Origin of the sequence: Alkalimonas sp. NCh-2 (genome assembly GCF_039631345.1) — a bacterium.
Lineage (GTDB): Bacteria > Pseudomonadota > Gammaproteobacteria > Enterobacterales > Alteromonadaceae > Alkalimonas > Alkalimonas mucilaginosa.
Genome location: NZ_JBDIUV010000001.1, coordinates 409,393 through 434,660, shown reverse-complemented (window position 1 = coordinate 434,660; position 25,268 = coordinate 409,393). Strand labels below are relative to the sequence as shown.

22 protein-coding genes are annotated in these 25,268 nt (G+C 50.1%); 12 read left to right on the top strand and 10 right to left on the bottom strand.

Annotation, left to right across the window (positions count from 1 at the left end):
- Nucleotides 1–137: 137 nt before the first annotated feature.
- Entirely contained in the window at nt 138–2,069 is a 1,932-nt protein-coding gene (locus ABC502_RS02090) for a methyl-accepting chemotaxis protein (RefSeq protein ID WP_345914742.1), read from the top strand.
- 233 nt (nt 2,070–2,302) lie between these two features.
- Complete coding sequence (gene adk, locus ABC502_RS02085) at nt 2,303–2,947, top strand: adenylate kinase (protein ID WP_330087895.1); 645 nt, start codon at nt 2,303–2,305, stop codon at nt 2,945–2,947.
- Nucleotides 2,948–3,005: 58 nt separating this feature from the next.
- Here the strand turns inward: adk and tpx are convergent, their stop codons facing one another.
- Entirely contained in the window at nt 3,006–3,617 is a 612-nt protein-coding gene (tpx, locus tag ABC502_RS02080; protein ID WP_345914741.1) for a thiol peroxidase, read from the bottom strand.
- Nucleotides 3,618–3,734: 117 nt separating this feature from the next.
- Here tpx and ABC502_RS02075 point away from each other — a divergent pair, with 117 nt between their 5' ends.
- Together ABC502_RS02075 and ABC502_RS02070 are read left to right on the top strand one after the other, a co-directional pair.
- A complete protein-coding gene (locus ABC502_RS02075; RefSeq protein WP_345914740.1) occupies nt 3,735–4,754 on the top strand; it encodes a response regulator in 1,020 nt (339 codons plus the stop codon).
- A gap of 2 nt (nt 4,755–4,756) precedes the next feature.
- Entirely contained in the window at nt 4,757–5,749 is a 993-nt protein-coding gene (locus tag ABC502_RS02070) for a diguanylate cyclase (protein WP_345914739.1), read from the top strand.
- Here ABC502_RS02070 and ABC502_RS02065 read toward each other — a convergent pair.
- The 4 genes from ABC502_RS02065 to sodB form a co-directional block, all read right to left on the bottom strand.
- The gene (locus tag ABC502_RS02065) at nt 5,744–7,258 is read right to left on the bottom strand and encodes a SpoVR family protein (RefSeq protein WP_330087891.1); all 1,515 of its coding nucleotides are present in this window, start codon (nt 7,256–7,258) and stop codon (nt 5,744–5,746) included. The genes ABC502_RS02070 and ABC502_RS02065 overlap by 6 nt on opposite strands.
- Nucleotides 7,259–7,278: 20 nt before the next feature.
- Nucleotides 7,279–8,547 (bottom strand): YeaH/YhbH family protein, encoded by a 1,269-nt coding sequence (locus tag ABC502_RS02060; protein WP_345914738.1) that lies wholly within the window; start codon nt 8,545–8,547, stop codon nt 7,279–7,281.
- A 19-nt stretch (nt 8,548–8,566) separates the two neighbouring features.
- Nucleotides 8,567–10,489 carry a PrkA family serine protein kinase gene (locus ABC502_RS02055; protein WP_330087889.1) on the bottom strand — a complete coding sequence of 641 codons (1,923 nt, stop codon included), beginning with the start codon at nt 10,487–10,489 and terminating at the stop codon, nt 8,567–8,569.
- Nucleotides 10,490–10,695: 206 nt separating this feature from the next.
- A complete protein-coding gene (gene sodB, locus ABC502_RS02050) occupies nt 10,696–11,280 on the bottom strand; it encodes a superoxide dismutase [Fe] (protein ID WP_330087888.1) in 585 nt (194 codons plus the stop codon).
- Nucleotides 11,281–11,526: 246 nt separating this feature from the next.
- On the opposite strand from sodB, the gene ABC502_RS02045 reads away from it, so the two are divergent.
- A complete protein-coding gene (locus ABC502_RS02045; RefSeq protein WP_330087887.1) occupies nt 11,527–11,871 on the top strand; it encodes a Grx4 family monothiol glutaredoxin in 345 nt (114 codons plus the stop codon).
- Between the two features lie 39 nt (nt 11,872–11,910).
- Here the strand turns inward: ABC502_RS02045 and rnt are convergent, their stop codons facing one another.
- Nucleotides 11,911–12,582 (bottom strand): ribonuclease T, encoded by a 672-nt coding sequence (rnt, locus tag ABC502_RS02040; protein ID WP_345914737.1) that lies wholly within the window; start codon nt 12,580–12,582, stop codon nt 11,911–11,913.
- A gap of 114 nt (nt 12,583–12,696) precedes the next feature.
- On the opposite strand from rnt, the gene ABC502_RS02035 reads away from it, so the two are divergent.
- Complete coding sequence (locus ABC502_RS02035; RefSeq protein WP_330087885.1) at nt 12,697–13,572, top strand: OmpA family protein; 876 nt, start codon at nt 12,697–12,699, stop codon at nt 13,570–13,572.
- Here the strand turns inward: ABC502_RS02035 and ABC502_RS02030 are convergent.
- The 4 genes from ABC502_RS02030 to mnmC form a co-directional block, all read right to left on the bottom strand.
- Nucleotides 13,569–13,916 carry a hypothetical protein gene (locus ABC502_RS02030; protein WP_330087884.1) on the bottom strand — a complete coding sequence of 116 codons (348 nt, stop codon included), beginning with the start codon at nt 13,914–13,916 and terminating at the stop codon, nt 13,569–13,571. The genes ABC502_RS02035 and ABC502_RS02030 overlap by 4 nt on opposite strands.
- An 83-nt stretch (nt 13,917–13,999) precedes the next feature.
- Nucleotides 14,000–14,401, bottom strand: coding sequence for a response regulator (locus ABC502_RS02025; protein ID WP_330087883.1), 402 nt, complete (start codon nt 14,399–14,401; stop codon nt 14,000–14,002).
- Complete coding sequence (locus tag ABC502_RS02020; protein ID WP_345914736.1) at nt 14,394–15,023, bottom strand: response regulator; 630 nt, start codon at nt 15,021–15,023, stop codon at nt 14,394–14,396. Before ABC502_RS02020 ends, ABC502_RS02025 begins: the two co-directional genes overlap by 8 nt.
- 62 nt (nt 15,024–15,085) lie before the next feature.
- Nucleotides 15,086–16,948 (bottom strand): bifunctional tRNA (5-methylaminomethyl-2-thiouridine)(34)-methyltransferase MnmD/FAD-dependent 5-carboxymethylaminomethyl-2-thiouridine(34) oxidoreductase MnmC, encoded by a 1,863-nt coding sequence (gene mnmC, locus ABC502_RS02015; protein ID WP_345914735.1) that lies wholly within the window; start codon nt 16,946–16,948, stop codon nt 15,086–15,088.
- A gap of 169 nt (nt 16,949–17,117) precedes the next feature.
- Here mnmC and fabB point away from each other — a divergent pair, with 169 nt between their 5' ends.
- From fabB to accD, 6 genes are all read left to right on the top strand, one after another.
- Entirely contained in the window at nt 17,118–18,332 is a 1,215-nt protein-coding gene (fabB, locus tag ABC502_RS02010; protein ID WP_330087880.1) for a beta-ketoacyl-ACP synthase I, read from the top strand.
- Nucleotides 18,333–18,404: 72 nt separating this feature from the next.
- A complete protein-coding gene (locus ABC502_RS02005; RefSeq protein WP_330088012.1) occupies nt 18,405–19,520 on the top strand; it encodes a 4-phosphoerythronate dehydrogenase in 1,116 nt (371 codons plus the stop codon).
- Nucleotides 19,521–19,550: 30 nt separating this feature from the next.
- Nucleotides 19,551–20,570: an aspartate-semialdehyde dehydrogenase gene (locus ABC502_RS02000; RefSeq protein WP_330087879.1), complete on the top strand. Its 1,020-nt coding sequence runs from the start codon at nt 19,551–19,553 to the stop codon at nt 20,568–20,570.
- Nucleotides 20,571–20,812: 242 nt separating this feature from the next.
- Nucleotides 20,813–23,338, top strand: coding sequence for a FimV/HubP family polar landmark protein (locus ABC502_RS01995; protein WP_345914734.1), 2,526 nt, complete (start codon nt 20,813–20,815; stop codon nt 23,336–23,338).
- A 129-nt stretch (nt 23,339–23,467) separates the two neighbouring features.
- Entirely contained in the window at nt 23,468–24,262 is a 795-nt protein-coding gene (gene truA, locus ABC502_RS01990) for a tRNA pseudouridine(38-40) synthase TruA (protein WP_345914733.1), read from the top strand.
- Nucleotides 24,263–24,400: 138 nt separating this feature from the next.
- A complete protein-coding gene (accD, locus tag ABC502_RS01985) occupies nt 24,401–25,261 on the top strand; it encodes an acetyl-CoA carboxylase, carboxyltransferase subunit beta (protein WP_330087876.1) in 861 nt (286 codons plus the stop codon).
- Nucleotides 25,262–25,268: the final 7 nt, after the last annotated feature.

Genomic DNA, 25,268 nt, shown 5'->3' with positions numbered 1-25,268 from the left:
GCGGGCCAGGTGCTCGCGTTTTTTTATATCAGTTCGTAAAGCCGGTAACCAGCCTATCCGCTGGCACTTCATAAGCCCTCGTCTATACTAGATAAACTATAATAATCAGAATTACTTAAAGATACAGGACCGACATTATGAAACAAATGTGGAATAACTTCTCTTTTGGTTTTCGCTTAACCTGCATTATGGTCTCCATGTTGTTTGTTACCATCGTATTGCTGAGTAGCTTTTTTTACCTGCAGTACTACAACACCCGTGTCAGCAACATTATGCAGACGCTGGAGGGGCGAGGAGAAACCAGTACCATGGCAATGACGCGTTGGTTAACCATGCGTCAGAGCGATATGCGTTATCTGGCAACAGTAGATGCAGCAAAACAGCTGGATAAGTCGGTTTTACAAGGCTTATTGCGCGATCTTGCTCAATTGCAGGGAACCTGGGATACCATTTTTGTGGTGATGCCTGATGGTCGAGGTTTACTTGGGGTAAGCTATGAGAACGGTAGAGCCAGAGTATTGAGCGATGACGAAGCGCAGGCTTTTATGGTAGCAGACCGAGATTGGTTTCGCCGGGCTGTGCGCGGTGAGGATGTATTTTCAGAGCCAGTGGTTTCAAGGGCAACAGGGAATACCGTCAGCACCATAGCGACGCCAATCCGTCACAACAATCAGGTCGTTGCCGTGATGCGTGGTGCCGTTCAGCTAGAGACGATCTATCAACAAGTCGCAGCTCTGCCCAGAACCTCTTACACCGAAATATTTATTCTGAGCCGGCAAGGGCTGGGGATAACACCATCACCTTCAATACCAGATCCAGGCCGCGCCCTGGAAACTGAAGCAGCTCGCGCTTTGGCGAATGGCCGAAGTGGCAGCGGTATTTATACCGATGCCAGAGGCCAGACCGTGATGGGGGCATACAACTACATCCCCCTGTTAGGTTGGGGGCTGGTCGCAGAGTCGAATCAGCATGCCGCCCTGGCATCCGCTCGTGCGATGTTGTGGCAAGTGGTGTTGATTGCAGTGGTGGTTCTGGTTGTTGCTGTGCTGATCGTCCTACTGGTGGTTCGCTCAATTATCCGCTTGTTGGGAGGTGAGCCTGAATACGCTGCCAAAATGGTGAAAGAGGTAGCCCGAGGGGATTTAACGCAGCGAATTCAATTGAAGTCAGATGACAGCAGTAGTTTGCTATACGATATAGCTCAAATGCAACAGAGTTTACGTAGTATGCTCACCGAAGTGAGTCAATACGCAGAGCAGGTGGCGTCATCCTCGACCGAGCTGGCCCAGACCAATGATGCAACCAATGATGGCATTGAGCAACAGCATCAGGAAATCAATAACTCAGCGACAGCCATGAATGAAATGACCACTACCCTGGAGGAAGTCGCCCGCAATACCCAGGAAGCAGCAGATGCCGCACAAACGGCCAACCAGGCAGCCGTTGGGGGCAGGGAGGTGGTGCAGGCAACCATTGCTGATTTAACTGCCCTAAGTGGCAATATGCAAGCTGCGGTGACCATCATTCATTCGCTAAAGTCGGACAGTGATAGTATTGGTAATATTTTGCAGGTGATTGAAAGCATTGCCGAACAAACCAATCTGTTGGCCTTAAATGCCGCTATAGAAGCGGCCCGTGCCGGAGAGTCTGGCAGGGGGTTTGCTGTTGTAGCCGATGAGGTCCGCAGTCTGGCCAGTCGTACCAAGGACTCAACGCTGGAAATTCAGGGAATGATTGAACGCCTGCAGCAAGGTGCTGACAAAGCGGTGCATGCCTCTGAGCAAAGTGCGAATGCTACTACTAAAACCTCAGAGCGTGCTCAGCAAGCTGGCGATGCTCTGGCTCAGGTGAGTCATGCGATTGAGTTGATCAACCAAACGGCTCAGCAAATTGCCAGTGCCACTGAAGAGCAAACCACGGTATCGCGTGATATTAATAAGAATATCCATAAAATAAGCGATATTTCCTATCAAACTTCAGAGAATATGCAGCAATCAGTTTTGGCCAGTGAAAACCTGTCAAAACTGGCTGAAGAAATGCAGCGCATCGTGCGACGGTTTAAAGTTTAAATTTGGCGGTAGCGAATGCGACCAAAGTCGTAACCTTGACTGAAAAAAGCGCCAGGCCGTGAGGTCTGGCACTTTATTTTGCTGATTTAGCCCTGCTCAGCTCATTCGACTAAAAGCGAGTGGCCTGAACGCCCTGCCAACCGATGCGGACAAATTTCTTGTTTCAGTGCCGGCATTGTGTAAAGATCCCGAGCGTCCATATTTGAAAAATTTAGAACACATGAGGGTGTTGTATGCGGATTATTTTGTTGGGTGCCCCAGGTGCCGGAAAGGGGACTCAGGCTCAGTTTCTGATGAACAAGTTTGGCATCCCGCAAATTTCTACGGGTGATATGCTGCGGGCGGCAATCAAAGCAGGAACTGAGTTGGGCCTGGCAGCCAAACAAGTGATGGATGCTGGTCAACTGGTATCCGATGATATCATCATTGGTCTGGTAAAAGAGCGCATTGCAGAGCCGGATTGTGCAAAAGGTTTTTTACTGGATGGCTTCCCTCGTACGATTCCGCAGGCAGAAGCCATGGATGCGCACGGTATTGCTATTGATCATGTGATTGAATTTGATGTACCGGATGATGTCATTGTTGAGCGGATGGCCGGCCGTCGGGTGCACCCTGCATCCGGTCGGGTTTACCATGTAGTGTACAATCCTCCGAAGGTGGAAGGGAAAGACAATGAAACAGGGGAAGAGCTGGTGATCCGCGCTGATGACACTGAAGACACAGTGCGTAAGCGCTTAGCTATTTACCATGATCAAACCAAGCCTCTGGTTGATTTTTACCGTACGGCTGCGGATGCTGGTAAAACCCGCTATCATCACCTGGATGGTACTCAGAAGGTAGATGCCATTGCCAGCCAGCTAACTGATCTGCTGGCCTGAGGTTTCAAGCTGATAAAAAGCGATGTTCGTAGCATCGCTTTTTATCAGCTGCTTTGTGCTAATCCTTGGCCAGCATCAGATTTAATGCGTCCAGTGCATCCTGATAATCCGGTTCATTGGCCAGTGATTTTACTTTTTGGATATACCGGATTACACCTTTCTGATCAATTAACAGTACCGTTCTGGCCAGCAAACCCATATCTTTGATCAGTAAACCATAATTGCTGCCAAAATCACGCCAGACCGCATCGGATAACACCTGCAATGCGTCTACAGCTTCTTGCTCACAGAAGCGGCGCTGTGCAAAGGGCAAATCAGTACTGATGGTCAGCAGCACCACGTCGGCTGGCAGCCTGGCTACTTCTTCATTAAAACGCTTGGTTTGCAATGAACAAGTGCCGGTATCGACACTTGGCACTACACTGATCAGCACAGGCTTCCCTGTAAAATCAGCCAAAGACACAGCTTTGAATTGTTGGTCCACCACCCGGAAATCAGGTGCTTGCTGGCCCACCTCGACGGGATGCCCCTGTAACACAACCTGCTGCTGCCCGGCCCGTACGTCGCTCAACCGGCTGGGTAGCTGAGCGGTTAAGTCGATGGCTTGTATTGCCACACTGAATAGGCTGCTACAGATAAAAGTGCCGAAAAGCAGAGGGATTTTTTTCATGGTTGATGTCTCCTAAAGGTTTTTTTAAGCCTAGCACAGAACCTTCCCGCAGCATGATGGCTATTTACTCGACCTGCGTATAAACTGTAGGCAAAGACACTGAAAAATGAAGAGCCTATGATCCCTGCGGTAGTAATTTGCGATGACTCCAATCTGGCAAGAAAGCAAATGGCGCGATCTTTGCCGGAAAGTTGGCAAAGTAATATCCAGTTTGCAGCCCATGGTGCAGAGGCTTTGCAATTGCTGAAATCACATGCGGTGGATCTGCTGTTTCTGGATTTAAATATGCCGGTGCTGGATGGCTATCAGGTGCTGTCCGCGCTAAAGGAAATGCAATCCAGCGTCAAGGTGATCGTGGTATCCGGTGATGTGCAGCCTGAAGCCTTCGAGCGTGTGATGCAGTTAGGAGCTACTGATTTTGTAAAAAAACCGGTGGATAACAAAAAAATAGCGGCTCTGCTGGATACCGTGGCCGCTGATCGTAAGGCTACACCGGCTAAAGCCGAAGTGACAACAAAGCAGCTATCCAAATCCATTGAAGTGGATGCAGAGCTGCGGGATGTGTTTCAGGAGCTGACCAATGTGGCGATGGGGCAGGCTGGGGATTTACTGGCGCGCTTACTAAATGTCTTTGTCAAATTACCCATTCCTAACGTGAATCTGATTGAAGTCAGTGAGCTGCATATGGCACTGGCCTCGGTGGAAGATGAAAGCAGTACTTCTGCGGTTTGTCAGGGTTTTATTGGTGGTGGAGTTTCAGGGGAAGCCTTACTGATTTTAACCGATTCCAGCTTTAAAGATATTGCAAAGCTGATGAATTACCACGGCAAATTGACGCATCAGGTTGAACTTGAGCTACTGATGGATATTGCCAATATTCTGATAGGCTCTGTACTGAAAGGTCTTGCTGAACAGCTGGATATGGGCTTTAGCCAGGGGCATCCTGTGGTGCTGGGGCAACATGCTGCTGTCAGTGAGTTAATCAAGGCAAACTCTGGGCGCTGGCGTAAAACCTTAGCCATAGAAATAAGTTATGGCATTGAGAACTACAACATTATGTGTGATTTGCTGTTGCTGTTTACCGAGGACAGTGTAAAGACATTAAAACATAAAGTAGAGTTTCTATTGGAAGACTAGTTATGGCAGATGTACAGGTTGACGTTTCTGAAATTCACTGGCTGATGGAGATGTTCCAAACCGTTGATGTTGGCTTGGTGGTCGTCAATTGCGACTACCGGATCCAGGTTTGGAATGGCTTTATGGAAAGCCACAGCGGCCTTAGCCCGCGGCAGGTACGCGATCGTTATCTGTTTGACTTGTTTCCAGAAATTGATGAAGACTGGCTGCGACGTAAATGTGATCCTGTGTTGCTGCTGAAAAATCGAGCTTTCACGATATGGGAGCAGCGGCCTTATATTTTTAAGTTTCGCAATTATCGGCCGATCACAGGCTCTGCTGAGTTTATGTATCAGAACAGCACTATTTTCCCGTTATCGAATACCCGGGGAGAAGTAACCCATCTTTGTTTGATCATTTACGATGTCACCGATGTCGCAGTTAGTCGGCTTGAACTCGAGTCAATGAATCATCGCTTGCATCAACTGTCAAAGACCGACTTTCTTACTCAGTTGCACAACCGGGGGAGCTGGGAGAATACCTTGGTGCAGGAATACAAGCGGATCCAACGCTATCAGCATGTCAGCAGCCTGCTGATGATTGATATTGATCACTTCAAGCGGGTTAACGATGATTATGGCCATGCTGCGGGGGATGAAGTGATCCGTGAAATAGCCACTCTGGTAAAGAAAAACTTGCGTGAAACGGATATTGCCGGACGCTATGGTGGTGAAGAGTTCGCCGTATTGCTGGTTGATACGCCGGAAGCGCAAGCGCTGTACTTTGCAGAGCGCTTACGTAAATTAGTGGATAAAACACCGGTCACTTATCAGGATACAGTCATCCAGTGCTCAGTTAGCATTGGCGTTGCAGAGTCATGGCCGCAGATGGAAAACCACCGGCAGTGGTTAGAGCGCGCTGATAAAGCATTGTACCTATCAAAAGCCAATGGCCGTAATCAGGTGACGCTGGCAAGCCAGATGCCGGTTGAGCCAGTCGCCCCCGGCATCTCATAATGTCGTTGGGCAGCGACATAGCTCGCTAATGCTACCGTCTTCATGTTGCTGCTCAAGGCTAACCTGGAAACCCCAAAGCCGATGCAGGTGTTTCATCACTTCCTCGGTGCTTTTGGGCTCCAGCGGAATGCCGCGTTGTGGAATATACCGCAGCGTTAATGAACGATCACCGCGCACATCCACATTGAACACCTGAATATTAGGCTCCAGCTGGCTCAAATTGTATTGAGCAGACAGCATCTGGCGAATACTCTGGTAACCTTCCTGATTATGGATGGCAGCCACCTCCAGGCTGGGGTCCTTGCTATCATCAACAATGGCAAACAGGTGGAAATCACGGATCACTTTGGGTGACAGGTATTGGCTGATAAAGCTTTCATCCTTGAAGTTCTGCATAGCAAAATGCAGGGTATCCAGCCAGGGGGAGCCGGCAATATCCGGAAACCAGATTTTATCTTCATCAGTAGGAGCCTCGCAGATCCGGCGCAAGTCGGTAAACATCGCAAAGCCTAAAGCGTAGGGATTGATACCAGAGTAGTAAGGGCTATTGTAAGGAGGCTGCGCTACCACATTGGTATGAGTGTGCAAAAACTCCAGAATAAAGCGCTCACTAACCACGCCTTCATCATACAAATGCTGCAAAATGGTGTAATGCCAGAAGGTCGCCCAGCCTTCGTTCATTACCTGGGTTTGTTTTTGTGGGTAGAAGTATTGCGAAATTTTACGCACTATGCGTACCAGTTCACGTTGCCATGGTTTTAGCAGTGGGGCATTCTTTTCAATAAAGTACAGGATATTTTCCTGGGGCTCCTCTGGAAAGCGCTTATTGCGTTCCACTTCGGAGCTGGGTTTGCTTGGAATTGTGCGCCACAAGTCATTCACCTGAGATTGCAGATAAGCCTCCCGCTCCTCCTGGCGCTTTTGTTCTTCTTCCATGGATATTTTCTGGGGCCTTTTGTAGCGGTCTACCCCATAGTTCATCAAGGCATGGCAGGAGTCGAGCGTTTCTTCAACTTCTTTGATGCCGTATTTTTCCTCGCAACGACTGACGTACTCTTTGGCAAACAACAGGTAATCAATGATGGAGGATGCATCGGTCCAGGTTTTAAACAGGTAGTTATTTTTGAAAAAGGAGTTATGGCCATAACAGGCGTGGGCCATCACCAGCGCTTGCATGGTAATGGTGTTCTCTTCCATCAGATAAGCAATACAGGGATTGGCATTGATCACAATTTCATACGCTAGCCCCATATAGCCGCGTTTGTAGTTCTGCTCGGTTTGAATAAATTTTTTACCATAGGACCAATGGTGGTAACCCAACGGCATGCCGATGCTGGAATAGGCATCCATCATTTGCTCTGCGGTAATCACTTCTATCTGGTTAGGGTAGGTATCCAACTGGTAATGTGCTGCCACCCGAGCAATCTGCTGGTGGTACTCTTCTAACAGCTCAAAGGTCCAGTCAGGCCCATCGGATAACGGGACAGGTTTTCGTTGTGCCTTGGCCATTGCAATACCTCCGCTGAAGGTTAAGCTGCTTGTTTCTTAAATAGTTCTCTAAATACCGGGTAGATATCCGCCACATCACGGATAGGTTGAATGGCAAAGTTCTCGAACGCAGGTAACAGGGCTTCGTACTGCTGCCATAAACTCTGGTGCGCCCGTGAACTGATCTCTATGTATGCATAGTAACGTACCAGCGGCAGGATCTGATTGCGCATAATTTGCTGGCACAACGGGCTATCATCAGTCCAGTTGTCGCCATCAGAAGCCTGAGCGGCATAGATATTCCATTCCTCCGGGTTAAAGCGCTTTAGCACTATCTCGTGCATTAACTTCAAGGCACTGGATACTATGGTACCTCCCGTTTCCTGTGAATAGAAAAACTCCTGTTCATCTACCTCTTTAGCCTGGGTGTGGTGGCGGATATAAATGACTTCGACATTTTTGTAGCTTCGGCTCAAAAACAAATACAGCAGAATATAAAACCGCTTGGCCATATCCTTTGTGGCCTGATCCATCGAGCCGGAGACATCCATCAAACAAAACATTACGGCCTTGCTGGTTGGCTCGGGCCTTTTCTGGTAATTACGGTAACGCAGATCAAAGCTGTCAATAAAAGGCACCGCTGCAATGCGTTGCTTTAAAACCGCGATTTGTTGTTCGAGCTGCAGGCATTGATGTTGATCTGGCACCGCCTCATGCTGCAAAGCCTCTAACTGCGCTTCCAGCTCTGTCAGGGTACGCTTTTTTTCGGCCGACATGGCGATACGTCTTGCCAGCGAACCGCGCAGCGAACGCACGATATCAATATTGGTTGGCACCCCCTCTGCGCGGTAGCCGGCTCGTACCTGTTTGTACTGCACTAGCTTATCGAGTTGATTTTTCTTCAGATTTGGCAGTTCCAGATCTTCAAACAACAGATCCAGGTACTCATCTTTGGAGATGGAAAACACAAAGTCATCGCTGCCTTCGCCATCGGCGCTGGCATCGCCCTGACCACTGCCCTGGCCTTGTCCGCCATCGGGACGTTTTATCCGATCACCCGGGCTAAACTGATCGTTACCCGGATGAACAATCTCACGGTGGCCGCCTTTGCCATGATGAAACATCGGCTCCGTGATATCTTTGCTGGGGATGGTAATGCTTTCACCGCTATCAATATCGGTGACACTGCGTTTGCTGATGGCATCGGATACTGCCTTCTTGATCTGCTGTTTGTAACGGCGCAAGAAGCGCTGCCGGTTGACAGCACTCTTGTTTTTTCCATTCAGTCGTCGATCAATAAAATGCACCATACTGCCTCCGGTACCTGTTTTACTGCGATTTTCTCACCCGCAGGTACCACTCCGACAACAGTCGGACCTGCTTGCGGGTGTAGCCTTTCTCCATCATGCGATTGACAAAGTCGTCGTGTTTTTTCTGATCCTCGGTCGAGGTTTTGGCGTTGAACGAAATGACCGGTAACAACTCTTCAGTACTGGAAAACATTTTCTTCTCTATCACGGTACGCAGCTTCTCGTAGCTGGTCCAGACCGGGTTTTTGCCGTTGTTTTTCGCTTTGGCTCTAAGCACAAAATTCACGATTTCATTGCGGAAGTCTTTCGGGTTGCTAATACCGGCAGGCTTTTCAATTTTCTCCAGTTCTGCATTCAGAGCAGCCCGGTCAAACAATTGGCCTGTTTCCGGATCGCGGTACTCCTGATCCTGGATCCAGAAATCGGCATAGATGACGTAACGATCGAAGATGTTCTGCCCATACTCTGAATAAGACTCCAGATAAGCCGTTTGGATTTCCTTGCCGATAAACTCGACGTATTTGGGTGTCAGATAGCCTTTTAAGTATTCCAACAGGCGTTCGGCCATATCGGTCGGGAATTGTTCTCGCTCGATCTGTTGCTCCAGCACATAAAATAAATGCACCGGGTTGGCTGCGACTTCGGTGGAGTCAAAGTTAAACACCCGTGATAGGATCTTAAAAGCAAAACGTGTGGACAGCCCGGTCATACCTTCATCGACACCGGCGTAATCCCGGTATTCCTGATACGATTTTGCTTTTGGATCGGTGTCTTTCAGGCTTTCACCATCGTATACCCGCATTTTGGAGTAGATGCTGGAGTTTTCCGGTTCTTTTAGCCGGGATAGCACCACAAACTGTGCCAGGCTGGATAAGGTACCAGGCGCACAAGGTGCTTCACGAAGCTCGGAGTTGTCGATCAGTTTATGGTAAATATTCTGTTCTTCGGATACCCGCAGGCAATAAGGTACCTTCACAATGTAAACCCGATCTAAAAAAGCCTCATTGTTTTTATTGTTTTTAAAGCTCTGCCATTCCGACTCATTGCTGTGCGCTAAAATCATGCCATCAAAGGGCAGGGCAGCCAGCCCTTCCGTACCGTTGTAATTGCCTTCCTGGGTTGCTGTTAAGAGTGGATGCAGCACCTTGATAGGCGCTTTAAACATTTCAACAAATTCCATCAGGCCTTGATTAGCCCGGCACAAGGCTCCAGAGTAACTGTAGGCATCCGGATCATTCTGAGCATAGTGTTCAAGCTTGCGGATATCGACTTTGCCTACCAGCGCCGAAATATCCTGATTGTTCTCATCGCCGGGCTCAGTTTTAGCAATGGCAATCTGGTTCAAAATGGATGGATGGCGTTTGACTACCCGGAACTGGCTGATATCGCCATTATACTCGTGCAGTCGTTTGCTGGCCCAGGGCGACATAATGGTAGATAGATAGCGCCGTGGAATGCCAAACTCCTCCGCCAGCAACTGGCCATCTTCATCGGCATCGAACAGACAAAGCGGATGGTCACATACCGGCGAGCCTTTCAGGTAATAAATTGGCACCTGTTGCATCAGATACTTGAGCTTTTCAGCCAGTGAGGATTTTCCTCCGCCTACAGGCCCTAATAGATACAGAATTTGTTTCTTTTCTTCCAACCCCTGAGCGGAGTGCTTCAGGTAAGACACGATCTGTTCGATGGCATCTTCCATACCATAAAAGTCGGCAAAGGCAGGGTAGCGGCTAATAACACGGTTGGAAAATAAGCGACTGAGTTGTGGATCTTGCGATGTATCAATGAGTTCAGGCTCACCGATAGCCAACAGCAAGCGCTCGGCAGCACTGGCAAAACAACTTTTGTCGGTTTTGCACAGCTGCAGGAACTCTTGAATGCTGTACTCCTCTTCTTTGGTGGCTTCGTATCTGGACTTATAGTGCTCAACAATGCTCATATGCACCTCCGATCAACTGACGAAAATAGGTACCAGTTCCTTTAAGGTTAGACAGTAAAAAATAAGTTCGCTCAGAATTCGTCGAAAAAAGATGGATTTATTTACCGTTAAAAAACAACAATGGTGTGTATTTCTATACGGCTGTCAGCGGCAGAAGATCAAAAAAGCCCGGCATGCTGGCCGGGCTTTTGCACAATTAGTAGCGCTTAGGCAGCAAAGTTTTTGCTGGCGAAGTCCCAGTTAACCAGTGCCCAGAATGCATCCAGGTAGGTAGGGCGGGCATTGCGGTAATCAATGTAGTAAGCGTGTTCCCACAAATCAACCGTTAATACCGGCGTCAGACCTTCGTGAGCCAGCGGGGTATCAGCATTGCTGGTGTTGACGATGTCCAGGCTACCATCGGCCTTTTTCACCAGCCAGGTCCAGCTGGAACCGAAGTTATTAACTGCTTTATCATTGAAGGCCGCTTTAAAATCAGCAAAAGAGCCCCATTTCGCAGCGATGGCGTCAGCCAGAGCACCAGTGGCCTCACCGCCGCCATTTGGGCTTAAGCAGTGCCAGTAAAAGGTATGGTTCCAAACCTGAGCTGCGTTATTAAATACACCACCCTCTGAAGTACGAACAATCTCTTCCAGTGATTTACCGGCAAAGTCAGTACCTTCAATCAGACCATTCAGCTTTACCACATAGGTGTTGTGGTGTTTACCATAATGGTACTCCAGGGTTTCTTCAGAGATGTGAGGAGCTAGTGCATTTTTAGCATACGGCAAGGCGGGTAATTCAAAAGCCATTTTATTCTCCATTGCGTTGTTAAGAGTGTCTGCACGGGTTAGACTACAATACCTGAGTAAAACACTCAAGCATTAACCAGTCTGAAGCGCTGCAATAGGCGCTGGTTTTATACAACACTGCTGTGTTTTTATTACTACCGCCTAGCAAGATTGGGTCGGTTGCAGGAAAAACAAGGGGCAGAGCATGAATTCCCAATGGGAACAAGGTACAATAGTGACACAGCCGAATTGATACGAGGATATGCCATGGAAACCCTGGATAAAATCAAGCAGCAAATTGCTGAAAACCCAATACTGTTGTACATGAAAGGCTCACCTAAATTGCCAAGTTGTGGCTTTTCTGCCCAGGCTTCGCAAGCGCTGATCAGCTGTGGTGAGCAGTTTGCGTACGTCGATATTTTGCAAAACCCGGATATTCGTGCCGAGCTGCCGGTTTACGCGAACTGGCCAACCTTTCCTCAGCTTTGGGTCCAAGGTGAGCTGATAGGTGGGTGTGACATCATTCTGGAAATGTTTCAGCGTGGTGAACTGCAACCGCTGATCAAAGAAGCTGCGGTTCAGCAAAGCCAGAGTGAAACCGCTGGTGAATAACACCAATTAGCATAAAAAAAACCGCCGCAGCGGTTTTTTTTATGCTGGGGTACCGGCAGATTCTTCTGTCGAAGGCTCTAAGCTTTGTGGCAATGGCCAGCCACCCAGTTGCTGCCACTGATTGACGATGTAACAAAACAGCTCTGCTGTCCGCTCCGTATCGTACAAGGCACTGTGCGCTTCCTTGTTGTTAAAGTCAATGCCAGCCTGCTTACAGGCTTTTGACAGCACGGTTTGCCCGAGTGCCAGCGCGGACAGGCTGGTGGTATCAAAAGAGACAAAAGGATGAAATGGGTTGCGTTTTAAATGGATGCGCTCGCAGGCCGCATTAAAAAAGCCCTGATCAAAAGCTGCGTTGTGTGCCACGATCACAGAGCGCTGACAACCTGCCGCTTTTTGCGCCTTGCGCACAGCTTTGCAAATTTCGGTAATGGCTTCACGCTCTGGGACAGCGCCACGCAATGGGTGGTCTGGATCTATGCCATTAAAAGCCAGCGCACTGGGTTCGAGATTGGCTCCAGCGAATGGCTCCACATGAAAATGCAGGGTTTGAAGCGGCTGCAACATACCCTGTTCATCCATCGTCAGCAAGGTGGCGGCGATTTCCAGTAAGGCATCGGTCTTGGCATTGAAGCCGGCAGTTTCGATATCAATCACTACCGGGAAATAACCCCGAAAGCGTTGTGCCAGCAAAGTAGTTGATTGTGCCATAGAGCCGCCTGCTATAATTAAAAGTCGCAGTATGCCAAAAAAAACAGTGTAAATCTCGTCCCGGCATGGTGTTTGCTAGGTTTTACTCAGATTTATTACCAAGGATATCGCTGTATGCGGTTTATGCTTTCACTCTCGGTTTTTTTGCTTTGCAGTCCGTTGGCGTTTGCCGGGCAAAGTTATATCCGGCAATATTCTGCCGGCCTGGAGCAGTCGGAGTGGCAGTTACGGCACAACACACCGCTACGCTGCGAAATCAGCCATTCGATCCCTGGTTTTGGTGAAGCCATATTCCACAGTGAAGCCGGCAAAGAGCTCAATCTTTGGTTTGAGCTGAAAATGCTACAGCAACCTGATGGTTATGCGTTGGCTGAAGTGCTGTCTTTACCACCACACTGGCGGCCTGGTGAGCAAGCCCGGGCAATTACCAGCATGCGGTTATTAAAGCAATTTGACGGTGATTTACCCAAAGAGTCAGCCTGGACCATGTTGCATGAGCTGGAGCGCGGCTACCAACCGACCTTTTATTTTTCTGACTGGTATCGGCCAGAAAATAAAGTCGTGGCCAGTTTAAACCCGGTGCAGTTTCCTGCTGTGTATCAGCAATTCAATCAGTGTGTGTCTGCCTTGTTGCCTTATCGCTTCGATGACATTGCTTTTACTGTATTGAGTTATGAGGTGGGGGGCGATCAACTTACCCGTGAGTCCAGACGACGCTTGGCGGTGATTGCCGAGTATCTGAAGCATGATGATGCGATTGAAGTGGTGCAGATCCAGGGGCATACCGATACTTATGGTGGCCGCTGGATGAATGAGGAGCTGTCGGTGCGCCGGGCTGAAAAGGTAAAAAGCTTTTTTGTCGAGGCTGGGCTGGCTGAAGCGCGGATCGAAGTGGAAGGTTTCGGTCAGCGCCGCAATGTGGCACCCAATCAGCGACTGCAGGACAGAGCCATTAACCGGCGCGTAGTAGTGCAGATGAACCGGCCTTAATGACTTGTGGCCTGTACCATCATATCGACCTGACGCCAGTCTTGCTGCTCGGAGATAATCAGCCGGATCTGCTGCTCAGCTTGAACATACACCAGCTCCAACTGGCCGTAGCGACTTTTCTGCTCGGCTGGGGCGCCTAAAGCATCCAGGTAAAACTGTTGCAGTTGCTGTTGGCTTTGGCGACTGAAATAGGTCAGAACAGCAGGCAACTTATCATCCAGCCGGGCAAACTCACGCGCATCTTGCGGTCTGGGCCATTGCTCAAAGTCAACGGCAGCTGACGCCACCGGTACCATCAGTAGTAAAGCCAACAGCATGGCAGGTCGAGTGAAATAATGCGTCATGGTTTTTCTTCCTTATTCTCTTTAATTCAAGGCCTTAAGCATGGAACGTTCCGCCGGGGAGCAGCAGCATCGACGGCAACGGATTATTGTGCACGAAAACGCTCGTACAATCGCAGAGCCGCCAGAATTTTATCACCAGTAAAGGGTTTAACAATAAAGCTGGCAGCACCATCGGCCATGCTCTGTCTGACATTGTCGAGCGTGCTGACGCCACTAACCATCACAATAAAGCAGTCCGGCTTCAGCGCTTTGAATTTTTTTAACAGCTCCAGGCCAGAGGCATCCGGTAGCTCAATATCTAAGAAGACAATAGCCGGCAACTGCAGGCTAAATAAGTCCATCGCCGCAGCTGCTTTGCTGGCATTGAAAAAGGTATAGCTTTTATGGCTAACTTTGCCGCTTTGGCAAATCGCCATAATGTTATTACGCAATAGTTGACGGGTATAGTCCACATCATCCACCAGTAAAATTTTGTGTTCAGCCATGGTTTGCTTCCTGCAACAGCTGACTTAATTTAGTAACCAGTGGTGCAAAGGAAGTTACCGGTTGTTGTTGCTCTATAGCTTGTTGCAGCCGATTGGCGGCGGTGCTGATTTCAGGGTAACCAAAACTACCGGCTGAGCCTTTAAGCTTATGACTCAGTCGTTGCAGCTCTTGCCAGTTCTGCTCCAGGTGGCAACGGCTTAACTGAGTGTGCAGCCCAGGCAAGCTGTGCAAAAATTGCTGTAGCAGTTCCGGCGCCACCACCAGTGGGACTGGTGCTTTGTAGCTGTGTTGTTGCAGCAGCTGGTATACATCTTGTTCTTGCAATGGTTTGGTGAGTACTGCAGTGAAACCATCCGCGGAGACTGGATCGGCTGACATGGCGTATATAGGACGCTCGTAACCCAGTTGTCGTAGCAAGGTCATCGCCTGAATACCGTCACAGACTGGCATCTGAATATCCATCAGTAGCACATCGAACTCATAACTAAGCGCCAGGCTGACCGCCTCTTCACCATTGGCTACGGCAGTGACCTTTGCGCCCAGCGCCTCACAGTGCATCTGCAGTAATTGCCTTAAAAACTCATCATCCTCGGCCAGGATCAAGCGAGTGGTTTCCGACATCGGGATACCTTGCTGCTAAGCTTATGGTTATATTGCGGTAAATTTATACCGGAAACAAGTTTTTAGCACTGAAAACGTGCAGCACTTAGCATCTGTTGCCAATTGAGTGGCAACGGGCTTGGCTCTTGTGTCAGCTTAGCTGCCAAAGCCTCTGCCAGCAGGGGGGCAAACAACAGGCCACGTGCTCCCATTCCGGTCAGCACCTGGCAGCTTCCCTCTGGTATAGACCAGGGGCCATAAAGTGGCCGGTGATCTGGCACTGTCGCGCGAACACCGGCCCGCGATTCAATCACCTGAATGGCCGACATCCAGGCCGGTTGCTGCAGGCTGTTGTTAACCAATGCCAGATTATCCGCATCATCAGTTGGTAGTATTTCGTCACTGCTGCGACTGCGATCAAAGGTCGCGCCAATGGCCTGCAATCCTTGCCAACTGGGTGTGATATAGCCTTTGTGGCAGAGTACTGTCTTTAACTGGCTCAGGGGCTCTGCTGCAACGTAGCTAACCTGGCCGCGAATACCGCGCAGTGGCAGAGGCTGCATCCCTAGCAATTGATTGCTTTGGTGGCCCATGGCCACTACCAGATGTTCCGCCTGCTGAACCGGACGGTTACTGCTGTGTAGGCACCAACCGTTGTTGCTTGCCTTCAGTTGCTCAATCGGCCACTGGTAGTGGATCTGCATACCCGGCTGAGTTGCCAGGTAGTGAGCCGCCGCCTGACAAAATTGCTGTGGACTTACCCAGCCAGCGTTTGGGTACCAAATGCCCGCAAAAGGCAAGGTCAGGCCAGCCAGCTCGCTGGCTTGCTGCGCTGTCACCGCTTGCACCAACTCTGCCGGCCAGTAACTTGCCAATTTATCCAGCCTTTTTTGCAACTGAGGGGTGCAAGCCTGATGCAGTACACCACACCAACTATGTGGAAACTCAAAAGTGCTCTGGCAACGGGAAAAGAACTGGCGTGCAAAACCAAAGCAACTGGCCTGGATCAGGCTGGGTGCTGACAGCTCAGCATGCAGATTAGGGTAGAGTGCACCCTGACGATTTTTGGAAGCACCTTGTGCCGGGCTTGCATCTGCACAAAACAGTTGTACCCGAATACCTTTAGCCAGCAGGGCCAGACTCAGGCTGATGGCTGCAATGCCCCCGCCAAGAATGGTGACTTCCCGGGCTGGTGCCGGTAGTGAAGGCTGGTCATCAAGTCCGGGAAAATACGCTGTCAGCATCTCACGCTTTCGGCCAAAGCCTTTGACTTTGGTGACATGAAAGCCAGCCTGCAATAAGCCACGCCTCACTACTCCAGCAGCAGTAAAGGTTGCTACTGTGGTACCTGCCTTGCTGTGTCTGGCCAGTTGTTGAAAAAGAGCATCCTGCCACATCTCCGGATTTTTACTGGGAGCAAAGCCATCCAGGAACCAGGCATCGACGGCAATCGTCGGGTCGCGTTCGGGCAAGGTGTCCAGCACATCGCCGAGCCAGAGATCCAATATCACAGCACCGTGGTCAAATATCAGCCGGTGACATCCCGGAGTTGCTGGTGGGTATTGTGCCAATAAGGCTTCTGCTGGCTCACTCAGTGCGGTCAATGGGGCAAGAGCCCGGGCCAGATCCTGTTGGCTAAGAGGAAACTTCTCAAAACTGGTGAAATACAGACGTTTACAGTCTGCACCCGGGTGCTGCTGGCGGAATTGACGAAACCTGAGCCAGGCCAACAAAAAATTGCAGCCGGTACCAAAACCTGTCTCGGCAATATGAAAAAATGCAGCCGGATGCTTTAACCAGCGCTCAGGCAGCTGGTTGTGTTGTAAAAACACATAGTCGGTTTCTGCCAGGCCACCATCATTGGAAAAATAGACATCGTCAAAGCTTTCAGCGACAGGTGTGCCCTGAGCATTAAAATGGATCTTAGCGTGTTGAACTACTTTCATCAGAACCCTGGCAAAATACTTGTAGTTTTGCTGCCAAGACGACAAAATAGCCGTCAGTGTACAGGTGTTCGCTGAAAGCGGACCACTTGGCAGGCAAAAATTCGTAAAATAGCCACAAATTATAGTGCAATCAGGGTCGGTACTGCGAGTACCGTGACAGGAGTAAACCATGAAAAGAGCCGTAATAACCGGCATGGGCATTGTGTCCAGCATTGGCAACAATCAGCAGGAAGTGTTGGCATCGCTGCAGGCTGGACGCTCAGGCATCACTTTTTCTCAGGAGTTTGCCGATATGGGCTTACGTTCACAGGTCTGGGGTGATCTGAAAATTGATCCTTCCAGCCTGATTGATCGCAAAGCCATGCGCTTTATGGCGGATGCCTCTGCCTATGCCTACATCGCCATGCAAGAAGCTATGGCCGATGCCGGCCTGACTGCCGAGCAGATATCAGACCCCCGCATTGGCCTGGTGGCTGGTTCTGGCGGAGCCTCGTCCAAAACCCAGGTGGAAGCGGCAGATATTTTGCGTGAAAAAGGTGTCAAGCGGGTTGGTCCTTATGCGGTGCCTAAAACCATGGCCAGTACCTGCTCCGCCTGTCTGGCTACCCCGTTTAAAATCAAGGGTGTTAATTACTCCATCAGTTCTGCCTGTGCCACCAGTGCCCACTGTATTGGTCACGCTGTCGAACTGATCCAACTGGGCAAGCAAGACATCGTTTTTGCCGGTGGTGGCGAAGAGCTGCATTGGACGCTTGCGATGGAGTTTGATGCGATGGGAGCTTTGTCCACCAAATACAACGAGACGCCGGAAAAAGCTTCCCGTACCTACGACGCGAATCGTGATGGTTTTGTCATTAGTGGTGGCGGTGGCATGGTGGTAGTGGAAGAGCTGGAACATGCGTTGGCACGCGGTGCTACTATTATTGCCGAAGTGGTAGGGTACGGCGCTACCTCGGATGGCTTTGATATGGTTGCCCCAAGTGGTGAAGGCGCGGTACGCTGCATGCAGATGGCCATGCAACAGCTGGATGGCCCGATCGATTACGTCAATACGCATGGCACCAGTACCCCGGTAGGGGATGTCAAAGAGCTGGCTGCGATTCAGCAAGTTTTTGCTGGTCAGTCGCCAGCTATCAGTGCAACCAAAGCCATGACTGGCCATTCACTGGGTGCTGCCGGCGTGCATGAGGCGATATACTCCTTACTGATGCTGAAACACCAGTTTGTGGCACCTTCGATCAATATCGAGCAACTGGATGAAGCGGCAGCAGGTTTGAACATCGTAACCAACATGACCCAATGCGAGCTGAATACCGTGATGTCAAACAGCTTTGGTTTTGGTGGAACCAATGCGACGCTGGTGATGAAACGCTACCAGGGGTAGAATAGCCACTGGTGACTTTTCGAAAAACCACCGCTGGACGGTGGTTTTTTTATGCGCAAGGAGCAAGCCCTGATGATCATTTATGCCGATGACAACATGCCTTATGCCGAGCAGTTTTTTGCCGGCTTGGGTGAGGTTCGTATGTTTGCGGGGCGCTCTGTGCAGCCAGAGCAATTGCACGATGCTGATGTGTTGCTGGTGCGTTCCATTACAGCAGTGACCCAGGATCTGCTGGCAAGAGCAACACGGTTACGCTTTGTGGGTACTGCCACCATTGGTACCGATCACATTGATCTGGCGTATCTGGCCAGACAGAACATTGCTTTTAGCAGTGCGCCAGGCTGCAATGCCAGAGCCGTGGTTGAATACATCCTAAGCAGCCTGTTCTGTTTGGCTGAACGTTATCAGTGGTCATTAACCGATAAAGTGATTGGTATCGTTGGTGTAGGCGCTATTGGTCAGGCTCTGACCGAGGTGCTGCAGTTGCTGGGTTGCCAGGTACTGCTGTGCGATCCGATACGAGCAGAGCAAGAGCCGGATTTCCCACACCTGGCTTTTGAAACTATCATTGCGCAGGCCGATGTACTGAGTTTTCATGTACCCCATAGCACTTCTGGGCCTTACCCGACCCATCATCTGGTGAATGCTGCCAGCTTGCAGCAACTAAAACCGGATTGTGCCTTATTAAATGCATGCCGTGGTGCTGTGTTTGATAATCAGGCATTGCTGGCTGAGGCACAAAGTGGTGGGCAGCGACCGTTGGTACTGGATGTCTGGGAGCAGGAGCCGGCTATTTTATTACCATTGTTACCTTATCTGGATATTGCGACAGCTCATATTGCAGGTCATAGCCTGGAAGGCAAAGCCAGGGGCACCGAATACCTGTATCAGCAACTGTGCCGGCAGTTGGCAATACCTGTCCAACACAAGCTTGACGACTTTTGTCCGAGACCCGCAATCTCTGCAGTGCAAATAACTGAAAATTTTGGGCTTCCAGATGTCCAAAATCTGTTCAGATTGGTATATGATGTACGACGGGATGACGCATTATTGCGTCATCACATTCACAAGCAAGGGTTTGACTGGCTCAGAAAGAATTATCCAGCCCGGCGCGAATGCAGCACCATTCAGCTGTCAGGGGCAGGGGTGCCTGACTGGCTGTATCAAATTGGCTTTAGCCGAACATAGCGAGCATTAGCAAGAAGAGGAAGAGATACTATGGCTCAGCAGTACAATGTTGCCGTTTTGGGTGCTACCGGCCTGGTTGGTCAGCACTTAATCGAACTTCTGGAACAGCGTGACTTTCCAGTCAATCAATTATTCCCTTTGGCCAGCAGTCGCTCTGCCGGCAGCAAGGTCACTTTCCGTGGTAAAAAGGTAACCGTACTGGATGTTGAGCAATTTGACTGGACACAGGCTCAAATTGGCTTGTTCTCAGCAGGCGGCAGTGTATCAGCGAAGTATGCCCCTAAGGCAGCGGATGCCGGTTGTGTGGTGATCGACAATACCTCGCATTACCGTTACGAGGCGGATATCCCGCTGGTGGTGCCAGAGGTGAATGCAGCTGCTTTGGCCGATTTTCGCAACCGCAATATTATCGCCAATCCGAATTGCTCTACTATTCAGATGTTGGTGGCATTGAAACCGATTTACGATGCTGTTGGCATCAGCCGTATTAATGTGGCTACGTATCAGTCGGTCAGTGGTGCAGGCCAGCAGGCGGTGGAAGCGCTGGCGCATGAAACGGCTCAGTTAATGAATGGCCGTCCTATTGAAGAAAAAGGTCAGTTTAGTCGTCAAATCGCTTTTAATGTGATTCCGCAAATCGATGTGTTCCTGGATAATGACTACACCAAAGAAGAGATGAAGATGCACTGGGAAACCCAGAAAATCTTTGGGGATGACAGCATAGCGGTCAATGCTACTGCGGTTCGGGTACCGGCTTTTTATGGTCATGCCGAAGCCGTTCACATTGAAACCCGCCAGCCGCTTGATGCTGAGCAGGCCAAGGTGTTGCTGGCCAATGCGCCTGGTGTGGTGTTGCTGGAGCAAAACGAGGATTTCCCAACTCAGGTCAGCCATGCGGCTGGTCATGATGAAGTCTTTGTCGGGCGGGTGCGTAAGGATATTTCGCATGAGCTGGGACTTAATCTGTGGGTGGTGGCAGACAACATCCGCAAGGGTGCAGCGACCAATAGCATTCAGATTGCTGAGCACTTGATCCGTGACTACCTGTAAGCTCTGGATCTGAGCATGAAAAAGCCGACCTTGTGTTGGCTTTTTTTTGGTCTGCAGCTGTCGCTTGGCTGGCAGCAACTTAAGTTCTGTTTTATAGTGCCGTTAAAGAACGGATGGAATGGTGTTTGCATAGGTTCTGTCAACGATTAGTAAGCATTCGATGCGGGAATTATTCCGTGGCGGTGGGAAAGCAGTGATTCCCTGGTAAACCCCGGCCCGGCCGGTTGGATTAGGAAGCATACATGCAGCTCTGGCGAATTCTTTTTCTGATTTGTCTTGTCAATATTTCGACACTTGCTGTCGCCAGTGATGGCGGCACCAGCATTCGTGGGCCCAGAGCTACGGATCAGCAAAGTCGTCTGCAGCAATTAGGGCCAATTACACCGACAGATACCTTATGGCGGCTGGCGCAGCAAGTGCAGCCCGAGGGTACGGATATGTATCAGGTGATGTATGCCCTGTACCTGAAAAATCCACATGCTTTTTTAGATAATAATTTCAACCATCTACGTACAGGCGCCATGTTGGAAGTGCCTAATTTACGTGAGATCCGTGCTGTCGACCCTGCCGTAGCCCGGCAAAAATCAAGTGCCGATGATGAAAGCTGGGCCCGCCGGATGCGAGCGGCCAGACAAACTGCAGCCGAACCTGCGGCAGAAGCGCCCAGCCAGCAATTGCAGCAAGCCGTCGAGCGGTTGGAGCAAGAGCAGCAACAACAGCTGCAGCAACTTCGCCACCGCTTTGGCGAGTCTATGTTGTTGGTTGAAAGCATTATGGAAGACAACCAAAGCTTAAAGCATAGCCTGGGATCGCTACAGCAGCAGTTGGATGCGCTGAAAGAACAGATGGCACAAGATGCCGAAATGCAGCGTGAGCTGGAACAGATGGTCCGTTTGCAAGCCGAGTGGATGGCACAGCAGCAAGCTCAGTTGGAAGCGGATGCTGAGCGTGGCTTTGCCGCATCCTGGCAACAGCTTGCCGCCAATCCGGCATTTTGGGTGTTGTCTGCATCGGTGCCTGCACTGGGTGTATTGCTGGGTTTACTATTTTGGATTAAGCGGCGTAGTAAGCGTGCTGAGGCAACTATCGAAGCCGCTACCTCCGAGCCTAAAACGGCGGCGAACTACCAATCGCCATTGCCTGAGGTCGATGACAATCTGGATATTGACGACTCCTTGTTTAGCCTGGACGACTCGTTGCTGGATGATGCCTTTAATGAAGAGATGGACGATAGTCCGGTCGATTTAACGGATGATCTGCTGGATGATGAAGTGCTGTTGGATGATAGCAGCATCCAGGAGGATAGTTTGTTTGATGACGATGATGCCTTGTTGGATGATGATTCGTTACTCGACACAGATTTGTCCTCAGATACTTCCTCAGCAGGAACTACTGAGCTGGATGAGGCTGATGCTTCGGATGCCTTTGATCCGGATAATATCTTATCTGGCAGCGATCTCGACTCCTTATTTGCAGAGTCTGATGAGACTGAGTCCGTGCTGGATGATACTTCGGATGAGCTGGAGGATGAGCTGCTGGAAGAAATTGAGCTGGATATTCCAGAAGACGAACAGGAGCTCATGACGGATCAGGAGCTCACGGCCGGGATAGATACAGAGCTTGAGACCGACCAGGAACAGCCGGAAATTGAGGGCTTAGCAGAGGATTTGGTTGCTGACACTGACTTTTCACCAGAGCAGGAGCTGTCGGCAGATCTGACGGATTTACTGGCGGATGAACCCACAGAAACTGCAGATACAGAACTGGTACAATTTAACAGTACAGAGCTGGATGCATTTGCTGAAAGTCTGGTTGAAGAAAGTCTGGAGCAGGAGCTGGATGAGCAAACGATGCCACCAGAGCAGGAACTGGCAGAAGAGCTGTCTACCGATGCTTTTGATGAAGACATGAATGATGCCGATATAGACGCCTTATTAGCAGATAGCAGCACCAGCGACAGCTCTGACGAGCTGGAAGAGCAGCAACTGGAGGCTGCAACGGAGGCTGAATACCTGAATGACTATGCGGATCTTGAAGATGATTTCCCATCGGATGTGCCAGTTGAGCCTGAACAGGAAGCTCCAAACCTGACCGAGCAAGATGATAACTCGGTGCAGCCACCTTCGGCCGCCAGTCTCTCCGTTGAAAACCCGAGTGAAGTACTGGAACAGTATCCTGAACTGGAGCTGAGTGCTGAAGAGCCTGCCAGTGGCTCGGACACCAGTGAAGCCGAATATACAGCGGATGGCGACTTTGACGATGCCATTCTGGCAGAGCAAGAGCCAGCGGAGGATATGTCCGAAGATGCCATCGAAGGGATCCAACTGGATGATGACGATACAACGGATTTCGACCAACTGCTGTCCGAGCTGGAACAAATGGCGGAGCGAGTCTCGGAGCATGAAGATGGCACGCCGGATGTAACCGAGCCTCTTACCGATGAAGCAACCGCAACTGAACGCCTGGTGTCCGATGACGACTTTCAGGATATTGACCAGCTTTTGGCTCAAGCGGCGGACAAATCACTGCAGCCGCAAGAGCCAGAGTTTGATACTGAGCTGGAAGATGAGCCGCAGGGGCCGGGGCTTGATGCCGTGGCCGGATTGGATGATGAATACGCAGCTCAGTTGGATTTGATCCATGCCTATCTTGAAATGGATGATGTCGAAAGTGCAGAGCAAGTCATCAAAGAGGTGATGAACTCGGATGCACCGGAAGCGATTAAACAGGAAGTCAGTCAGTTGCATCCAAACACCAAAAAAGACTAATACCCTCGGGAACCCTGTCCGCTTAGCATGGCTGGGCAGGGATTACTTGCATAGGGTATAATCCTTGTATCACTAAACCAGGCGGTTGCGACCTTGCCTGGTTTTTTATGTTTCTTTTATGAGGTGAGCATGCGGATTGCGCTTGGTATTGAATACGATGGCTCGGAGTTTTATGGCTGGCAACGTCAGCAGGAAGTCGCCAGCGTACAGCAACATCTGGAGCAGGCCTTGTCAAAAGTTGCCAATGAGCCAATACTCACTCAGTGTGCCGGTCGTACTGATGCCGGGGTGCACGCGACCGGGCAGGTAGTGCATTTTGATAGCAGTGCCGTACGTTCGGATAAAGGCTGGATAATGGGGACCAACAGCCACTTACCGGCAGGTATCAGTGTGCGTTGGGCCAAAGCGGTGCCTGAAGATTTTCATGCCCGCTTTGCTGCTACGGCAAGGCGCTATCGCTACATTATTCTTAACCAGCGATACCGGCCGGCAATTCTACAGGCAGGCTTAAGCCACTACCACCAGCCACTGGATGCAGCACGTATGCATCAGGCCGGACAATGCCTGCTTGGTGAGCATGACTTCAGTGCTTTTCGGGCGATACAGTGCCAGTCAAAGAGCCCAAACCGCTTTGTGCATCATCTGAAGGTGCAGCGGGTCGGCCCTTACGTGGTGCTGGATATCAAAGCCAATGCCTTTGTGCATCATATGGTCCGAAATATTACCGGCTCTTTGTTGGAGGTTGGTATGGGGCGGCAACCTGTCACATGGCTGGCTGAATTACTGGCCGGTAAAGATCGTACCAAGGCAGCGGCAACAGCCAAAGCTGGAGGTCTGTATCTGGTCGAGGTAGACTACCCGGAAAGCTATGCGTTGCCGCAGTCTGCACCAGGCCCATTGTTTTTGCCTGCGCAACTGGACTGACTACTAAGACCAGTTTTTTATATTAACATACGCCGTTTTTATGCTTTAATAGCTACCGTTTTTCAGAATTTCGGTGCATTTAACACCAAATAAGCAAGGCTTTCCGGTTAAATAACCAAAAGCTGATTAGGAATCGATATGAGTTGGTTAGAAAAGATCCTTCCCCGTACTTCGACTTCTGCACGCCGTAATATTCCTGAGGGCGTCTGGACCAAATGTTCTTCCTGCGATGCGGTATTGTACAAAGCCGATCTGGATCGACAACTGGGCGTTTGTCCGAAATGCGATCACCATATGAGAGTCAGTGCCCGTGATCGTCTTACCATGTTTCTGGATCCGAACAGTACCACAGAGCTGGCTGCAGAGTTAGAACCTCAGGATTTGCTGAAGTTTAAAGACAGTAAGCGTTACAAAGATCGCATTACCGCGGCACAAAAAGAAACCGGCGAAAAAGATGCTATGTTGGTAATGCATGGTCAGCTTAAAGGCATGCCGGTGGTAGCGTCTGCTTTTGAATTTAACTTTATGGGCGGCTCCATGGCCTCTGTAGTGGGCGCCAAGTTTGTCAAAGGGGTGGAGTACGCGATTGAGCATCGGGTGCCTTACATTTGCTTTTCTGCCAGTGGCGGTGCCCGGATGCAGGAAGCTTTACTGTCATTGATGCAGATGGCCAAAACCAGCGCAGCTTTAGCCAAGTTGAGTGAGCAGGGGCTGCCTTATATTTCTGTGCTGACCGATCCAACCATGGGGGGGGTTTCTGCCAGTCTGGCCATGCTGGGTGATATCAATATTGGTGAACCCAAAGCACTGATTGGTTTTGCCGGTCCGCGGGTTATTGAGCAAACCGTGCGGGAAAAATTGCCGGAGGGTTTCCAGCGCAGCGAATTCCTGCTGGATCACGGTGCCATTGATATGATTGTTGACCGCCGCGAAATGCGCGATACAATTGCCCGACTTGTGGCTAAATTTATGCAGTTGCCCACTCCGGAACAGGAGTAACCCAACT

What these genes read in the sequence shown, in the direction of transcription:
- adk (WP_330087895.1), top strand. Translation starts at nt 2,303, where the DNA reads ATGCGGATTATTTTGTTGGGTGCCCCAGGTGCCGGAAAGGGGACTCAG.
- ABC502_RS02005 (WP_330088012.1), top strand. Translation starts at nt 18,405, where the DNA reads ATGATCATTTATGCCGATGACAACATGCCTTATGCCGAGCAGTTTTTT.
- ABC502_RS01995 (WP_345914734.1), top strand. Translation starts at nt 20,813, where the DNA reads ATGCAGCTCTGGCGAATTCTTTTTCTGATTTGTCTTGTCAATATTTCG.
- ABC502_RS02055 (WP_330087889.1), bottom strand. Translation starts at nt 10,489, where the DNA reads ATGAGCATTGTTGAGCACTATAAGTCCAGATACGAAGCCACCAAAGAA.
- ABC502_RS02070 (WP_345914739.1), top strand. Translation starts at nt 4,757, where the DNA reads ATGGCAGATGTACAGGTTGACGTTTCTGAAATTCACTGGCTGATGGAG.
- ABC502_RS02075 (WP_345914740.1), top strand. Translation starts at nt 3,735, where the DNA reads ATGATCCCTGCGGTAGTAATTTGCGATGACTCCAATCTGGCAAGAAAG.
- ABC502_RS02020 (WP_345914736.1), bottom strand. Translation starts at nt 15,023, where the DNA reads ATGTCGGAAACCACTCGCTTGATCCTGGCCGAGGATGATGAGTTTTTA.
- ABC502_RS02035 (WP_330087885.1), top strand. Translation starts at nt 12,697, where the DNA reads ATGCGGTTTATGCTTTCACTCTCGGTTTTTTTGCTTTGCAGTCCGTTG.
- tpx (WP_345914741.1), bottom strand. Translation starts at nt 3,617, where the DNA reads ATGAAAAAAATCCCTCTGCTTTTCGGCACTTTTATCTGTAGCAGCCTA.
- rnt (WP_345914737.1), bottom strand. Translation starts at nt 12,582, where the DNA reads ATGGCACAATCAACTACTTTGCTGGCACAACGCTTTCGGGGTTATTTC.
- ABC502_RS02090 (WP_345914742.1), top strand. Translation starts at nt 138, where the DNA reads ATGAAACAAATGTGGAATAACTTCTCTTTTGGTTTTCGCTTAACCTGC.
- ABC502_RS02030 (WP_330087884.1), bottom strand. Translation starts at nt 13,916, where the DNA reads ATGACGCATTATTTCACTCGACCTGCCATGCTGTTGGCTTTACTACTG.
- mnmC (WP_345914735.1), bottom strand. Translation starts at nt 16,948, where the DNA reads ATGAAAGTAGTTCAACACGCTAAGATCCATTTTAATGCTCAGGGCACA.
- ABC502_RS02045 (WP_330087887.1), top strand. Translation starts at nt 11,527, where the DNA reads ATGGAAACCCTGGATAAAATCAAGCAGCAAATTGCTGAAAACCCAATA.
- fabB (WP_330087880.1), top strand. Translation starts at nt 17,118, where the DNA reads ATGAAAAGAGCCGTAATAACCGGCATGGGCATTGTGTCCAGCATTGGC.
- ABC502_RS02000 (WP_330087879.1), top strand. Translation starts at nt 19,551, where the DNA reads ATGGCTCAGCAGTACAATGTTGCCGTTTTGGGTGCTACCGGCCTGGTT.
- ABC502_RS02060 (WP_345914738.1), bottom strand. Translation starts at nt 8,547, where the DNA reads ATGGTGCATTTTATTGATCGACGACTGAATGGAAAAAACAAGAGTGCT.
- accD (WP_330087876.1), top strand. Translation starts at nt 24,401, where the DNA reads ATGAGTTGGTTAGAAAAGATCCTTCCCCGTACTTCGACTTCTGCACGC.
- ABC502_RS02025 (WP_330087883.1), bottom strand. Translation starts at nt 14,401, where the DNA reads ATGGCTGAACACAAAATTTTACTGGTGGATGATGTGGACTATACCCGT.
- truA (WP_345914733.1), top strand. Translation starts at nt 23,468, where the DNA reads ATGCGGATTGCGCTTGGTATTGAATACGATGGCTCGGAGTTTTATGGC.
- ABC502_RS02065 (WP_330087891.1), bottom strand. Translation starts at nt 7,258, where the DNA reads ATGGCCAAGGCACAACGAAAACCTGTCCCGTTATCCGATGGGCCTGAC.
- sodB (WP_330087888.1), bottom strand. Translation starts at nt 11,280, where the DNA reads ATGGCTTTTGAATTACCCGCCTTGCCGTATGCTAAAAATGCACTAGCT.